Source organism: Ancylomarina longa (genome assembly GCF_003996985.1).
Taxonomy (GTDB): domain Bacteria; phylum Bacteroidota; class Bacteroidia; order Bacteroidales; family Marinifilaceae; genus Ancylomarina_A; species Ancylomarina_A longa.
The window spans coordinates 73,143-89,507 of the sequence record NZ_RJJX01000004.1 but is presented as its reverse complement, the minus strand read 5'-3'; the positions used below and the strand labels follow the sequence as shown (position 1 = coordinate 89,507).

Genomic DNA, 16,365 nt, shown 5'->3' with positions numbered 1-16,365 from the left:
AAATATGTATCCGATATTAATTGTGGAAGATGAGCCGGACATGCTCATGGGTTTAAAAGATAATCTGGAATTTGAAGGTTATCGGGTTGATCTTGCCGATGATGGTGAAATTGCTTTAAAAAAAATTAGTGAAAATAGATATAGCTTGGTGCTATTGGATGTGATGCTACCTAATATTTCGGGTTTTGATATTTGTAAGAAAGCAAGAATACAAGGCGTGAATACTCCTATCATTTTGCTCACAGCCAGAGGGGAAGAAATTGATAAGGTTTTGGGACTGGAATTTGGTGCCGATGATTATATCACAAAACCTTTTAGTTTAAGAGAGTTGCTTGCCAGAATAAGAGCAATATTGCGCAGAACCCAAAATGTTTCGAATAGCAATACACCATCTAAAGTGCAAATTGGACGTTTACTCATGGACTTTTCTTCTTTTGAAGGATTCGTGAATGGAAGTGTAGTGAAAATGTCACATAGAGAGGTGGAAATTCTGCAGTATTTGTGGAATAACCGAAATCAGATTGTTAGTAGGGATGATTTGCTAGATAAGATCTGGGGAACCGATTATCAGCCAACTTCGCGGACTATTGATAATTTTATTTTAAAGCTACGGCAAAAGATAGAAGAGGATTTAAATTATGCAAGGATTATACTCACGGTTCATGGTGTTGGCTATCGATTGGTAAATTAATATTGCCTGATGACAATTTGTGACAACTCTTAACCGCAGCGTGACACAAATGATTTTTAACTACCCTAATTTTACATTAGAAATTTAAGATAGATAAAGCGTGGAAGGCGTACGATTCCATTCTTTTCTAAAAATTTCTAATTGGTAGATAACTTTAAAATTAGGGATATGAAAATTTTTAAAATTACAATATTTGCATTGACATACCTGTTGTTTGCTAATGTTGGGATGGCAATTACTCCTCAAAAGCAAAAAATAGCTCAGGAAAAAAATAAGGTGATGCAAAAGCTTCAAAGAACGATTAAAAAAACCAACTTTATGGATTATGTCCTACAGGGAGAGAGGAAAACAATCGTTTTGCGCTGTACTGTGAATAAAAATAGCAAAGTGGTAGTTAGAAAAATTATCGGCTTCGACCAAAATTTAATGAATGCAGTTAGTAAACAAATGGAAAAAAATAAGATTAGAACTTCTACGGCTTTATGTGGTGAAGAATTTGTGTTACGTGTGAATTTTGTGAAGTTTGATAAATAAGTGAATAGGTTACTGATAAAAGTATTGATTTTAATGAAAAATAAAAATTCCATAAACTCATGTTTTCGAATGGTTCTTATGAGCTTCGTATTGTTTTTGCTGATAGGAAATATAGCTGCAGAAAACCTTCGATCTCTTGCTAATTTAAAGGGAAATTGGAAATTCTCAATTGGGGATAATCCACAATGGCGTATGTCGAATTATAATGATTCCGATTGGGAAACTGTTTTTGTTCCAAATAGCTGGGAACAGGATGGATTTGAAGATTATAATGGATTTGCATGGTATAGGAAGAAATTTCAGATCAGAATTCCTTTTGAAAGTGAATTTGTATATCTGTATCTTGGTCAAATTGATGATGTGGATGAAGTTTATGTGAATGGAAAGTTGGTTGGTACCTCGGGTACTTTTCCTCCTATTGTGAAAACTGCTTATAATATTCCTCGGATGTATCCTATTCCTGTTGCTTTATTGCATAAATCAAGGAGTAATATAATAGCTGTTCGAGTTTACGATGAGTTTTTTGAGGGTGGAATTATTAGCGGCACGGTTGGAATATTTATAGATGAAGATCAGGATAAATTGGATATTGATTTGACGGGTTATTGGGACTTTGAAATTGGACGTCCCGTGGATAAATTAAATCAAGACTGTATTACTTATCGTCATGGAAAAATATTTGTTCCCGGATTTTGGGAATGCAGGGGATACAACAACTATGATGGGGAAGCTAAATATACTAAAGTCTTTATGTATCCGACAGATTTGCAGACGACCAATAAGGCTTTGATTTTAGGTGTTATTGATGATCAGGATGAAGTATTTCTAAATGGGGAGAAAATAAAGAGTATTAGAGGCAAATGGAATAGAAGAAATTATAATGGTGGCGATCATCTACGGTTTCGTGTATATCCAATATCCGATAATTTATTGAAAGGAAATGCGCAAAATTTGATTGAAGTTATAGTGACAGATTTTACCGGACCCGGAGGAATTTATCGGGGTCCAATTGGGATCACTAGCATGGATATTGCCAGAGAGATGATGAAGAAAGAATTAAAGGACAATCGCTCTAGTATTGAGAAATTTATTGATTATTGGTTGGATTAATTCCTTCTAAATGTATATACCTCGAATATGAGAATTTTAAATACCTATATCAACCCTTGGATTAAAGCTAGTTTGCTATTTGCGATTGTATGCATCTTCACAGGTAGTGGATTCTCTCAGGATTATAAAAAAATCACTGACTTAAATGAACGTTGGAAGTTTTCCATTGGTGATCGACAGGAGTGGGCATCGCCAAAATTTGATGATTCAGGGTGGGATAGAATAGAGGTTCCTTCGGCATGGGAGAATCAGGGATTTTACGGTTATAATGGCTATGCATGGTATAGGAATAGTTTTACCAGACCTTCAGTTGTGAAAGGTAAAAGTGTGTATTTGCAATTGGGTAATATCGACGATGTGGATGAGGTGTTTTTTAATGGTAAAATAATTGGTAAATCAGGTAATTTCCCTCCGCATTATACAACAGCATACAATTCTAACCGACTATACTATGTGCCAACAAAACTTATTCAGGATCGCAATACTATTGCAGTTCGGGTATATGATGATATTGGAGAAGGCGGTATTATTCATGGGGATATTGCTTTGGTGATAGATAGGGCTGCAATTCCTTTAGATGTGGATTTACAAGGAATATGGAAGTTTAAAACAGGAAAATATGCACACGAAGATGTTGCAGATATGGCAACTTGGAATGATATTATTGTTCCAGGGTTTTGGGAAGATCAAGGATATAAAAACTATGATGGATATGCTTGCTATGCCTTGGAATTTAAGGTGAAAAATGAGCAGCTTGCTAATCGAATGGTTTTGCTACTGGGAAAGATTGATGATATCGACCAGGTTTTTGTAAATGGAGTGTTGGTTGGGGAATCTGGTCCATTTCGACCTTCAACAGTTGCACAACGATCTAGCAGTTACAAACAGATGCGTGGATATTACCTTCCCTTGTCTCTAATAAAAGCAAATCAAAAAAATATAGTGATGGTTCGGGTTTATGACCAAACTCAGGGGGGGGGTATTTATAGTGGATCAGTAGGATTAATTTCTCAAAAAAATTATATTAGGTATTGGAATAATCGAAGGAATAAATATTAAATACTTTATGGGATACTACTATTTTGTGGGATAGTGTCTCTTTTTACGAGCTTCTTTTCGTTTCTGTCGCTCTTTTCTTTTTAACTTTCTTTTCAATTTAGCTTTATCTGAATGCGTCATGGTTTGGCGTATATCATCGTTAGGATTGTTAGCAATCACAGAGGAATTATTGCTTCTGCTGGAATTGTAATCCTGTGCCTTTGTTGAATTATTCTTATTTGTATTCTCAGCTGTATTCGTAAGAGTATTACTAGTAGTTCGATTACTTCTGCTCGAATTATAATCTGTAGCTTTTATATCTGTTTCCGTATTATTAGGATTCGGAGCAATCACCGAGGAATTATTACTTCTGCTGGAATTGTAATCTTGTGTTTTTGTTGGTTTAATCTCATTTGTATCTTTTAGGGTGCTATTAGTGGTTCTATTGCTTCTGCTCGAATTATAATCTGTAGCTTTTATATCTGTATTCGTATTATTAGGATTCGGAGCAATCACCGAGGAATTATTACTTCTGCTGGAGTTATAATCTTGTGCTCTTGTACCCGAAGAATTACTGCCATTACCTTGTGTAGAACTTTCATTGTACATAGGCATGGTTCCTTTATTCTCATTATCCTGATACATCGGATTGGAGTTTCTTTTTGTTTTAGCTTTGCTTCCAAAATTTCCTAATCCAATACTTATCCCAAAGTTTACGTTAACACTCGAAAAGCTTAAGTTTTTATTAGTTAATGGATTTTTTCGAAGTCCTTCTTCCAGATCAATTGTTCCGTCGGTACTAACTTCTCTGGAAGAATAAGTTAGATTACTATTGATAGTTGTGACGTATTCGCCGCTTAAAAAGAATTGTAAGCCATTACAAATTTCTGCATTTAATTTCCCCCCTAATCTGGTGCTTAAAGCTTGTGTGCTTCTACTCTGAATTTGAGTTGTGAGGATATCTGTGTTGGGGTAATATAAATTTATTTCAGGTGTACTGATGATGGAAACCCCCGATCTGCCATATAATTTTAATGCGAATATTCCTGTTGATATGCTATACTGTGGTCCTACATCTATAGTGGTATTGATCCATCGATTTCGGGAACTGCTTACCGGGCCAAATTCTTGTCTTACTCCAAAACTACTATGCCTGGCACCAAATCCAATCGAAAGTGCTTTGCAAAAACTTTTGTTGATCTGAATGCCACTATTAAATCCATCACTGGCAAAGTTTTGAAAATCGCCACTTGGCATACTAATTCCATTGATAACATCTAAACTTAATTGCAAATTGGTATTTAATAAGTTAGCTTGAATGGTTTGTGTTGGTTTTTGTTCCATAAAACTTTGCCCAAAACAAAGGCTACTTACAAAGAGAAAAACTATAATAAATATGTGTTTTGCGAATTGAATAATATCAAAATGGTGAGATGTGTACGAAAGGTTTATATACACAAAAATCCGCGATGGGGGGATTCTCGATTGTACGGGAGATCGACTTTTCATAGATTGTGGTTTAGCAGTTAATGGTAGTGAACCTGAATTCCAATGGTTAGCTGGAGATTCCAATTCTATAAGGTACTAAAAGCAAGTTGATATTTAAAGGGAGGATCTTTATTTAGAAAGAAAAATAATACAGATAAAGCGGATTTTTGTAGATGGTTAATAACGGATATTTTCTTTTTATTGAATTGATCGCATGTTCTGAGATAAGGATAGGTAATGCTTAAAATATAAGTTCAATAGTATTGGATATCTTAATAAATACTAAAAAGTTGAAGTTAATCTGAAATCGCAATAATTGCTACTCATTACTTTCGAGTATCACAATTATATATTTTTCAGTATTGTAATGAAACAACCTAGTGGAAAACTGAAGTTCTTTATCTATTTTGTGATTTTTAAAGTTGTAAAATGGTCTGACAACATGCTCATTGTAAATTTCTTTATTATCAGCATAAGAACTTAAAGCTGCAATGCGTAGTTCACAATTTCTACATTTTGTAGTATCTCCACATTGTTTTTGTTCTTCAATCTGATGTGCACAACCAATTGCTTCTCCACATCTCCTATAAAGTAGGTTTTCATCCTTTTTGTTTGAGAAAATAGTTTTGAAAGCATCATTAAGTGCTACCAATCTAAAATCTTTATCGAGTAAAAAAACAGCGCAAGGGATATTATCTAAAACAATAGAAAGAAAGTCTTTTGAGTTTTTGATAAAATCAAAACTGTCTCGAGCTAATGTTAAATTATTTTTCATGGACTAAATTGTATTTCTCGCTATACAATTTACGTAAATTTAAGCCCTCGGAAAAATACTAAATGCTTTGATTGTGAGATAATAAGAATTGCTTTAGAATGGCATCGATCATATCCTGGAATTCCTTGCTTTTTTAATGAAGAGAACAGGTAATTGTCTTGTATTTTTTGTCAGAACAGAGGAAAGTGTGCTTTGTAAGCTTACAAAGTATACTTTCCCGAAATTTAATGAACTCTGCATGCTTGCAAAGCTCATTCGACCAGAAAAAAATGAACTCTGCAAACTTGCAAAGCTTATTCGACCAGAAAAGAATATACTTTGCATGCTTGCAAAGCTTACTCTACCGAAAAAAAATATAGGCTGCATGCTTGCAAAGTTCATTCTACCGAGAAAAAATGTGCTCTGCATGCTTGCAAAGCTCATTCGACCGAAATGGGGAGCTCTTTGCAGGCTTGCAAAGCATACTTTACTATTTTATAGCTATTGTAATTGAGGGTTTTTGGCTTTTATGGCGAAAAGTAACAAAATCAATACAGCAACAGTACCGATAATACCAGCTAGGTTATACGATTGGGTAAGTGTGAAAATTCTACTAAAGAAAAGTGGCGCAATGGCACTGGAGAATACAATCAGCGACATCGATAATCCACTAATAGCGCCCAAGTGCTGGCGACCAAAGAAACGAGGCCACGATATTGCCGCTAATACGGAAAACAAACCGCCCATAATTCCATTGCCAAGAATCAAAACGTAATATCCAATTTCATAATGCAGAATTGCAACTCCCAATGTGGATAAAAGGCAACCTATCAGAAATACAAAGAGAAGTTTCTGTAATTTCACGTAATCGCTTATAATATTGCCCACCAAAGCGGTTATTATGGAAATAATGGAGGCCGGAACAAAAACAGCAAGTGCTTTTTGTTCCGAATAGCCACACGATTCGAATACCGACACTACATTAAATGTAAATCCGGTAATAAAAAAGGCATTAAAACTTAAGCTTAAAGCGAATACCCAAAACACCCATGTTTTTCTGGCTTCGGCTAAGGTGTATTGCTTTTTATTGAGACTAGTGTTTTTGTTCTTTTTCAACGAGTTGTTGATTTTTCCATCTGGAACCAAACCACATTCTTCCGGATTGTCGCGATAAAAAATGAAGGCGAAGATCAGAAAGAGAACCGTAAGCATTCCAAGGATCTGATAAGCTTCGGTCCAGCTAAAATTGCCAATTAACAAAGCAATGAAAAGCGGAGAAACAGCAAATCCAAAGGATTGAAAAGCACTGGATATACTATTTGCTAATCCTCGTTTTTGATCGAACCATTTCATAATCAGGTTGCGTGAGGTAAGCGAAAGTACGCCCTGTCCGGAGAATCGTAAAAAGAAAAACAGAATGGATAAAGTGATGAAGGATACGGTACTAAATCCAATGCCTGTTGCTTTTGCTAAGCTTGTGGTAATGGGATTGGAATACGAGAACAAAAATAAAGTAATTGCTAATGCCGAGGCAGCGATCATAGCGGTGAATCGAGCTCCATTTTTATCGTAAATTTTACCAGCATAGGTAAGTATTAGCGAGCTGCCAACCGTGCCAATCAGGTAAGCCATACTTAAGGCATCACGACTTAATTGAAGCGATTCAATTAAATAATCCGTAAAGACTGATACACCAACGGTTTGACCGGGAATACTGAATAAAACGCCTATAGTACCAGCAATCATGCTGATCCATCCGTAAAAAAACGGAACTTTGGCAGGGGCAAAAGGGAAATTTGGATGTCTTTTCAAGGCTTAGTACTCTAAAAAATTCTGATTTATAAAGGAATGATTGCTATAAAATCTGCAAGATTTTGCCTTGCCTTTAATAGCATACTTATATCGAACAAATTTAAAGCAATAAGTTGAGAACTTGCAGGGATAAGCGATGGTTTATTTTAAACCAATTGGCTAATATGAATCATTGATCCTTGGGATATTGTTATTTTATGCTGTCTTAATGCGTGCTCAATAAAATTGCTCAGCTTTATTTTAGTATTTTAACAATCAATTAGGAAAATCTCAAGAATTACATCCTAATTTTGCATCTCTACTTTTTAGTATACCTATGATCAAATTTCTCAGTCAGTTTCTTCAACGGGAACAAAAATACTCGAAGGTTGGAAAAGAGCTGTTTTTATTAGCGATTCCAATCATCGGTTCGTACTTACTTCATACTGCCTATAATCTTACTGATATGATTTGGGTAGGAACGATGGGAAGTAATGCCGTTGCAGCTGTTGGCTCTGCAGGTTTCTTTCTGCATCTGGGGTGGGCCATGGCTTCTATTATTACGGTTGGTGCCAATATTAAAATAGCCCATGCTGTAGGCGCTAAAGATTCTAAATTAGCGGGTCGATTTGCTACTTCAGGTTTATGGGGAATTGCACTAATAGCTGCGATTTTCTCTGCCATTTTCTGGGTTTTCCCAGAACAATTTATTGGCTTTTTTCAGATGAAAAGTCCGGAGGTAAACCAAATGGCAATATCCTATTTGGTGATCAGTACTTTTGGGGTTGTCATTAGCTATATCAATCTGCTATTCATCAGTATTTTTAATGCGCACAGTAAAACAAAAATATCATTCAAGGCCAGTTTAATAGGTGCTTTGGTAAATATCACTCTGGATCCTCTTTTGATTATAGTTTTTTCTTTAGGTGTAGAGGGAGCAGCCTATGCTACTATTATTGCTCGATCCTGTAGTTTGGTATTTTTCTTTTTTGCTTATAAAAAGTCTGAAGCCATTAATTTTAGAGGGTTTTTGCCTAACATCCAAAAACTCAAAAATGTTTTTGCTGTTGGTACTCCGGCTGCAATTCAGCGTGTTTCCTTTTCGGTGATATATATCTTTTTGGCAAGAATTATCGCTGAATGGGGACCAAATGCTATTGCAGTTCAGAAAATTGGTGTGCAAATCGAATCTATTACTTTCATGATTGTGGGAGGGTTCATGCAAGCCGTTACCATAATGGTTGGACAGAGTTATGGGGCAAAAAATATTACAGAAGTACCTAGAATTTATCGTGCCGGATTGCGAATGTCTCTTACGGTGGGATTTATTACAACAATTCTGTTTTTGGTTATACCACAAACTTTGTTTTCCATATTTGTTCCCGAAGCAGAAAGTATTCAGATGGGAAAAGAGTATCTGATGATACTCGCCGTTTCTCAACTATTTATGTGTTTGGAGATGATAAGTGCGGGTGTTTTTAATGGATTGGGAAAAACAAAGATTCCGGCTACCGTAAGTGTTATTTTTACAAGCTTGCGCTTGCCGGGAGCTTATATCTTAGGATTTTATACTTTTTTAAGTTTAAATGGGGTATGGTGGAGCATCACTGGAAGTAGTATTTTAAAGGGAGTGATGTTGTTCTTTTTATTACGAAGCTATTTTAAAAATAATACATTTGGGAAATTCTGATGAAGAAAATAGGAATACAAATACATTGATCAACACATAATGTATGCTTGTTTTCTATAAGAATTTCCGTAAGGCAAATAAAAGAAAATTATAAATAGATGAAAAATTTACTCAATAATATAGCCGATACATTAAAGTGCGAAAGCATTCGAAACAGTGTGTTGAATGGCAAATTTGGAATCGAAAAAGAAAATGTTCGGGTCGATTTTAATGGGTGTATGGCCAAAACTCCTCATCCTGGAATTTTAGGAGATAAGTTTCAACATCCTTTTATAACTACTGATTTTTCGGAGAGTCAGGTGGAAATGATCACACCTCCTTTGCAAAGTATTGCTGAAGTTCATGGATACCTGGAGACACTTCAGGATGTTATTACAGAGAATCTGGAAGGTGAGCTTCTTTGGCCTCAAAGTATGCCACCCTTATTGCCGGACGAGGATGATATTCCGATTGCTCGTTTTGGTGAAAAAGGAATTCAAAAGGAAAAGTACAGGGAGGAACTGGCTAGCCGTTATGGTCGCGAACGACAGATGCTTACAGGAATTCACTTTAATTTTTCGTTAACCAATCGTTTGGAACGAAAACTCTATAAAGTTTCTAAAGCCGAGGGGAATCTGGAAGAATTCCGAGAGAATCTGTATCTGAAAATGGTTCGTAATTTCATGCGATACCGTTGGATGTTGATATGGTTGTTTGGCGAAAGTCCTGTTTCTGATCCTTCTCTGCGACTCAAATCGCTGAAAACAGGCAAAAAAACCTTTATGAGTTGTAATAATGCTATTTCAATCAGAAATAGCTCCGCTGGTTATCGCAATGAGGAAGAATATTTTGTGGATTACAATAGTTTAGAGGATTACTTTTCTTCTATTGCTGATTTAATCGATCAGGGAAAATTATTGGTAGATGAGGAATTGTATCTGCCTATTCGTCTTAAGTTCCTGCCTGGCACTAAAACATTATCTCATGTGGAGGTCAGGATCTTAGATTTGGATCCTTTTGAAAAATCCGGAGTATCGAAAAATCGATTATATTTTACTCATCTTTTTTTGATGTATTGTCTTTTTAAGGAGGAAGCAGATAGATACGAGGAACAGGAACAAAAACAAGCAGCAGAGAATCAGGATTTGATTGCTTGCTTTGGATTAAATCCTAATCTTACTCTTGTCAATTTGGATGGAACTTCTGTCAGCTGTACCAACTATCTGAAGCAGATTTATGAAGAGATACAACAATTTGCTGTTAAAGCCGAGATCTTGGACAGAGAAGAATATCGTATTGCTCTGCAAGAGGTGAATACTTTTATTCAATTTCCAAGAAGAAGGTCTTCCCAGCTTGTAAAATTAAAAATTGAAGAGGAGGGTTTTATTCATTTTCATTTGAATCAGGCTAAAAAATATAAGGAAGATAGTGAAATGAGTGGTTTCCGTTTTCACGGATTCGAAGATTTGGAGTTGTCCTCTCAACTGTTGATGAAAGCTGCCTTGAGAAGAGGCGTGGAATTTAATATTCTGGATAGAAGTGAAAATTTCATCAGCTTGACAAAAGGGAATAAAACCGAATATATTATGCAAGCAACTCGCACCTCTCTTGATAATTATTCCAGCGTGTTGATGATGGAGAATAAATTGGTAACCAAAAAGATTTTGGAGAGTGCTGACATTCGAACTCCTCAAGGATTCGATTACCGGGAAATTCTACCTGCCAGTTCTGATTTTGATTTGTTTGAAGGCAAGGGAATTGTGGTGAAACCTAAATCCACCAATTTTGGTCTGGGAATTACTATCCTAAAAGAGAATAATAACGAAGAAATATATAAAAGAGCTGTAAATATTGCTTTTGAGCACGATAGTAGTATCCTTATTGAAGAATTTATTTCTGGGAAGGAGTATCGTTTTTTTGTAATCCAGGATAGAGTTTATGGTATATTACATCGTGTACCAGCAAATGTAAAAGGGGATGGTAAGAAGTCAATTCGCGAGTTGGTTGAAATAAAAAATCAGGATCCTCTTCGGGGCAGAGGTTATCATACTCCTCTTGAGAAAATCAGATTAGAAGAAGCGGAACAAATATTTTTAAAAGGTCAAGGGTTTGATTTCGAAAGTATTCCATCGGCAAATCAAATTGTTTATTTACGGGAGAATTCAAATATCAGTACTGGTGGCGACAGTATCGATTTTACAGATGACATTCATGAATCCTATAAAGAAATTGCTGTAAATGCGGCAAAAGCACTCGGTGTACAAATTACTGGCCTGGATATGATGATTGATAATGTATCTCAACCAGCAGGGAAAGATAATTATGCGATTATCGAAATGAATTTCAACCCGGCTATTCATATTCACTGCTTTCCTTTTAAGGGCAAAAACCGTTTGCTAAATGAAAAAATTCTGGATGCATTGGGTTTTTGAACAGAGTGTTGGTTAGCTTTCATATGTTGCAGGGCAATGTTTAAGAATAGCATGGTTAAACGAAGAGTGATGTCAATTTATTTTATCTTTGTCTAAAGCAAAGCAGGAATAATAAATAATATTTTTTCTGCTTCGATATTCGATATTTACACATAAACTATATTATCATGTCCGATTTTAAATATCAGAAACCTTTTCCGATTACAAAGGATACTACCAAGTATCGTTTACTAAGTAAAGACTATGTTTCCACCATTGAAGTTGATGGAAGAAAAATTTTAAAAGTAGATCCCAAAGCATTGGAATTGCTTTCGAAAGAAGCATTTACTGATGTTTCTTTTTTCTTACGCCCGGCACATTTAGCAAAATTGCAAAATATTTTGAGGGATGATGAAGCGTCAGATAATGATCGTTTTGTAGCGCACACCCTTTTAATGAATCAGGTAGTTGCTGCAGACGGACAACTGCCAACATGCCAGGATACAGGTACAGCCATTGTTGTAGCCAAAAAAGGGGAAGATGTTTACACCGGAGCTAACGATGCAGAATATCTTTCAAAAGGTGTTTTCGAAACTTATCAGGAACGTAATCTTAGATATTCGCAAGTAGTTCCTTTTACTATGTTCGAAGAAAAGAATACAGGGAATAACCTTCCTGCTCAAATCGATATCTATGCAAACCAGGGAAATGAATATGAATTTCTATTTGTAACTAAAGGTGGTGGTTCTGCCAACAAAACATTCTTATATCAGCAAACAAAGGCGCTTTTGAATGAGGAGAGTCTAACAAAATTTGTAGAAGCAAAGATCAAAGATTTGGGTACTGCAGCTTGTCCTCCTTATCATTTGGCTTTGGTAATTGGTGGTACTTCTGCTGAGGCCAATTTGGCTACCGTTAAAAAAGCATCAACTGGTTATTACGATCATTTGCCAACCGAAGGAAACGAAGGTGGACAGGCATTTAGAGATTTGGAATGGGAGAAGAGAGTAGAGGAAATTTGTCGTAAGAGTAAAATTGGAGCACAGTTTGGTGGCAAGTATTTTGTTCACGATGTGAAGGTTGTTCGTTTGCCTCGTCATGCTGCTTCTTGTCCTGTAGGAATTGGTGTTAGCTGTAGTGCAGATAGAAACATTAAAGCAAAAATTAATGAGGATGGAATCTTTTTGGAAGAATTGGAGAAAGATCCTGTGAAATATTTGCCTGAAGTAGCTCCTCAAATGAAAAAAGCGGTTGATATTGATTTAGATCAACCTATGGAGAAAATTTTGGAGGAATTGGCCAAGCATCCGATCAAAACCCGCTTGAATTTGTCCGGGACTTTAATTGTCGCTCGTGATATTGCTCACGCACAAATCAAACAAATGTTGGATGATGGAAAAGAAATGCCAGCATATTTCAAAAATCATCCTGTTTATTATGCCGGACCAGCTAAAACTCCTCAAGGATTACCATCCGGAAGTTTTGGTCCAACAACTGCTGGTAGAATGGATCCATATGTGGATGTATTTCAAAAAGTAGGTGGTTCAATGGTTATGGTTGCGAAAGGAAATCGTAGTTTGGCAGTTACTAATGCTTGTAAAAACAATGGAGGATTTTATTTAGGTTCTATTGGTGGTCCTGCTGCTGTTTTGGCTAAAAATAGTATCAAGTCCATTGAAGTAATCGATTTCCCTGAATTAGGAATGGAAGCGGTTCGTAAAATACGTGTGGAGAATTTCCCTGCATTTATTATCGTGGATAATAAAGGAAATGACTTTTTTGCCAATATGTAAAAAGGTAATTTGAAACTAAAAATAAAGGGTGATCCATTGGATCACCCTTTTTATGCAAAAAATATTTTAAGCATCTGGCTTTTGCCGATCTTGCTTTTTCTGCGATTGAATTTGTTTATCTTCTAATCTTTTTTCTTTCGAGGCTCTGCTAACTCTCGTTTTTTTACGAGATTTCACAGGTTTTAATGCTAATTCTAACCATTGGTAAAATTTCTCAATCGCGATTTCTTTATTCTGTAATTGGGAGCGTTCTGTTTGAGATACTACAGACAGAATTCCATCATTATTAATATGATGATATAACTTAATAAAGATGGTTTCCTTTTCTTCCTGTGTAAGAATTTGTGATTCAAAAACAGAAAACCGCAATTCTACCTTGGAATCAGATGTATTTACACTTTGACCTCCAGGTCCGCTACTCTTCGAGGTTAAAAACTCGAACTCCTTACTTAAATCTTTCGAAAATTTGAATTCATCTTTCATAGTAGAACAAATATAAAAGCAATATTTGAATTTTCAGCAAAAAAATCTGGAAATACAGCTTAATAGAGCGGCTTTTCCTTCATTTTTATCATCTGTATATATTTTATTTGCTAGATCCGGGTAAACCATACTCATCTACAACAAAATCAATATCCTTATCTCCTCTACCACTTAAGTTAACTAGAATTGACTGTTTTGGATTTGCTTTGGCCAATTTTAAGGCATATGCAACAGCATGAGCACTTTCTAAAGCAGGAATTATTCCTTCGGAACGACTCAATTCGTAAAATGCATCAATACATTCTTTGTCGGTGATAGAATGATACTCCACCTTATTTAAGTCTTTTAGCATCGAATGTTCTGGTCCAACACCGGGATAATCCAATCCGCTTGCTACAGAATGAACAGGATCAGGTTCCCCTTGTTCGTTTTGCAATAAATAACATTTAAATCCATGGATCACACCTGGTTTTCCTAAGCTAAGTGTTGCAGCATGTTCGCCCTTATTTAATGATCTTCCGGCAGGTTCAACACCATGCAATTTACATTCATTATCATCTAAAAAAGCAGAAAATAGACCAATGGCATTGCTACCACCTCCAACACAAGCAACGATGTTATCTGGTAATTCTCCCGTCATTTCTTGATATTGATCTCTGGCTTCGATTCCTACGACACGTTGAAATTCCCGCACCATCATAGGAAAAGGATGAGGTCCCACTACAGAACCAATACAATAGATAGTATTTATAGGATCTTGCAGATAGGCTTGAAAAGCGGAGTCAACGGCTTCCTTTAGTGTCTTTAGTCCATGAGAAACAGGGACTACCTTTGCACCTAAAATTTGCATTCGAATTACATTGGGATGTTCTTTTGCAATATCTACTTCTCCCATATGAATTTCACATTCAAGACCAAAATACGCTGCAGCAGTTGCTAATGCTACTCCATGTTGACCAGCACCAGTTTCAGCAATCAACTTCTTTTTGCCCATATATTTAGCCAAAAGAGCTTCCCCCATACAGTGGTTTAATTTATGAGCTCCCGTATGATTTAAATCTTCTCTTTTTAGATAAATTCTGCCTCCATATTTATTGGATAAACGGTTGCAATAATAAACAGGAGTTGGTCTGCCCTGAAAATGTTTCCGGATACTTCTTAATTCAGAAATAAATTCATGTGATTTGCTTATCGAGTAATAAGCATCATTAATATTATTCATTTCTTTGATTAATTCATCAGGAATAAAGCTTCCTCCAAAATTTCCAAAATATCCTTTTTCATCTGGATATGTTTTAAAATAATTTGTGGTCATTTTTTTATTGTATTGGTTAATATGTAAATAACTAAGAGTTGTTAAATAATTTTGGAAAAAGAAAATAACCGGATTTGAATTTTATTTCAAATTCCGGTTATTTAAGTTATTCCTTGTTGTTTTAAAAACTTCCAGCCGGGAATGCCATTGGAAAAGATTATAGATTATTCGCACCCCGATAAGAAATTAATACAATTAGAGGAACTATAACAAAGTTAATGAAATAATATTACAAATTAAATGAGCTTATTGGAGAATACTACGGAAAATTAAAATCGGTATTGAATGATAAAAACATTGCAAATTGAAGATGATATTCGTATTTTGTGTGGATTCAATTTAAATAAAAATTTTAAACCAAAAGCGGAGGTAGTGATGAATGAGTTGAAAGTATCCCCAAAAGACAGAGTGGCTTTTGTTAGTGGGGCTAGTCGAGGTATCGGTAGGGCGATTACAATAGAATTATTAGAAAAAGGAGCTAAAAAAGTATATGCTGGCGTAAGAAATTTGAAGGCATTAAAAGATCTGAAAGAAGAATATGGAGACAGATTAGTACCAATTTTGGTGGATTTAAGAGATGATAAATCAATTATAAAAGCAACCAGAGCTGCCAGAGATACTGAGATATTAGTAAATAATGCTGGAGTTTATGAACCTGGCGGATTTTGTTCTGATGAGACTTTAGATAGTTTAGCAACTAACTTCGAGGTTAATGTTTGGGGCTTGGTTAAAATGACCATCTCTATGATTGACTATTTAAAACTTCGGGAGAGTGCTGCAATTGTTAACATTTCTTCTGTTTTAGGTTTAGCTAGCATGCCGGTTGCCGGTACTTATTGCGCTTCAAAAGCTGCGGTTCATAGTATCACTCAAGGTTTACGTGGTGAATTAGGATCATCTAAGATTCTTGTTGTAGGTGTTTATCCTGGTCCGATTGATACAGATATGACTCGCGAATTGGATATGGAAAAGGATACTCCACAAAATGTTGCGCGAAATGTAGTGAAGGGATTAGAGGAAGGAAAAGAGTATATTTTCCCGGATATGATGTCGAAGCAGGTTGGTGAGCTTTATCTCACAGAACCATTAACGGTAGAAAAACAGTTTGCTAATTTTATTTCTGAAGAGGAGGAAGTATAGTCAGAAATAATTTAGTTGGGATTCGTTACTAATCCGCACAACGAAATGCTTATATAGCCTAGGATAAGATTTATATTTCCATCAAGGGAAATTAGAATCATATAAATGTAAAAATAGAGATCTCAGTTTGGGATCTCTATTTTATTTA

General features: G+C 35.6%; 13 protein-coding genes. 8 read left to right on the top strand and 5 right to left on the bottom strand.

Going from position 1 to position 16,365, the window contains the following annotated elements:
- Positions 1 to 4 precede the first annotated feature (4 nt).
- From DLK05_RS04765 to DLK05_RS04750, 4 genes are all read left to right on the top strand, one after another.
- Positions 5 to 691, top strand: coding sequence for a response regulator transcription factor (locus DLK05_RS04765; protein ID WP_127342867.1), 687 nt, complete (start codon positions 5 to 7; stop codon positions 689 to 691).
- Between the two features lie 168 nt (positions 692 to 859).
- Complete coding sequence (locus tag DLK05_RS04760; protein ID WP_127342866.1) at positions 860 to 1,225, top strand: hypothetical protein; 366 nt, start codon at positions 860 to 862, stop codon at positions 1,223 to 1,225.
- A 33-nt stretch (positions 1,226 to 1,258) separates the two neighbouring features.
- Complete coding sequence (locus DLK05_RS04755) at positions 1,259 to 2,335, top strand: beta galactosidase jelly roll domain-containing protein (RefSeq protein ID WP_127342865.1); 1,077 nt, start codon at positions 1,259 to 1,261, stop codon at positions 2,333 to 2,335.
- A 27-nt stretch (positions 2,336 to 2,362) separates the two neighbouring features.
- Positions 2,363 to 3,394, top strand: coding sequence for a beta galactosidase jelly roll domain-containing protein (locus tag DLK05_RS04750; RefSeq protein ID WP_127342864.1), 1,032 nt, complete (start codon positions 2,363 to 2,365; stop codon positions 3,392 to 3,394).
- Positions 3,395 to 3,412: 18 nt separating this feature from the next.
- On the opposite strand, the gene DLK05_RS04745 is transcribed toward DLK05_RS04750, so the two are convergent.
- The 3 genes from DLK05_RS04745 to DLK05_RS04735 all read right to left on the bottom strand — a co-directional run bounded on the left by DLK05_RS04745 (position 3,413) and on the right by DLK05_RS04735 (position 7,427).
- A complete protein-coding gene (locus DLK05_RS04745; protein ID WP_127342863.1) occupies positions 3,413 to 4,717 on the bottom strand; it encodes a hypothetical protein in 1,305 nt (434 codons plus the stop codon).
- Between the two features lie 463 nt (positions 4,718 to 5,180).
- On the bottom strand, positions 5,181 to 5,636 hold the full coding sequence (locus DLK05_RS04740) for a hypothetical protein (RefSeq protein ID WP_127342862.1): 456 nt from the start codon (positions 5,634 to 5,636) through the stop codon (positions 5,181 to 5,183).
- 480 nt (positions 5,637 to 6,116) lie between these two features.
- The gene (locus tag DLK05_RS04735) at positions 6,117 to 7,427 is read right to left on the bottom strand and encodes an MFS transporter (protein ID WP_127342861.1); all 1,311 of its coding nucleotides are present in this window, start codon (positions 7,425 to 7,427) and stop codon (positions 6,117 to 6,119) included.
- Positions 7,428 to 7,743: 316 nt separating this feature from the next.
- On the opposite strand from DLK05_RS04735, the gene DLK05_RS04730 reads away from it, so the two are divergent.
- The 3 genes from DLK05_RS04730 (at position 7,744) to DLK05_RS04720 (ending at position 13,279) form a co-directional block, all read left to right on the top strand.
- On the top strand, positions 7,744 to 9,096 hold the full coding sequence (locus DLK05_RS04730) for an MATE family efflux transporter (protein WP_127342860.1): 1,353 nt from the start codon (positions 7,744 to 7,746) through the stop codon (positions 9,094 to 9,096).
- 98 nt (positions 9,097 to 9,194) lie between these two features.
- Positions 9,195 to 11,507, top strand: coding sequence for a bifunctional glutamate--cysteine ligase GshA/glutathione synthetase GshB (gene gshAB / locus DLK05_RS04725; protein WP_127342859.1), 2,313 nt, complete (start codon positions 9,195 to 9,197; stop codon positions 11,505 to 11,507).
- Between the two features lie 167 nt (positions 11,508 to 11,674).
- A complete protein-coding gene (locus DLK05_RS04720; RefSeq protein ID WP_127342858.1) occupies positions 11,675 to 13,279 on the top strand; it encodes a fumarate hydratase in 1,605 nt (534 codons plus the stop codon).
- Positions 13,280 to 13,345: 66 nt separating this feature from the next.
- Here DLK05_RS04720 and arfB read toward each other — a convergent pair whose 3' ends face one another.
- Positions 13,346 to 13,762: an alternative ribosome rescue aminoacyl-tRNA hydrolase ArfB gene (gene arfB / locus DLK05_RS04715; RefSeq protein WP_127342857.1), complete on the bottom strand. Its 417-nt coding sequence runs from the start codon at positions 13,760 to 13,762 to the stop codon at positions 13,346 to 13,348.
- Positions 13,763 to 13,865: 103 nt separating this feature from the next.
- Complete coding sequence (trpB, locus tag DLK05_RS04710) at positions 13,866 to 15,077, bottom strand: tryptophan synthase subunit beta (protein WP_127342856.1); 1,212 nt, start codon at positions 15,075 to 15,077, stop codon at positions 13,866 to 13,868.
- 285 nt (positions 15,078 to 15,362) lie between these two features.
- Between trpB and DLK05_RS04705 the strand changes: the two genes are divergently transcribed.
- The gene (locus tag DLK05_RS04705) at positions 15,363 to 16,217 is read left to right on the top strand and encodes an SDR family oxidoreductase (RefSeq protein WP_127342855.1); all 855 of its coding nucleotides are present in this window, start codon (positions 15,363 to 15,365) and stop codon (positions 16,215 to 16,217) included.
- Positions 16,218 to 16,365: the final 148 nt, after the last annotated feature.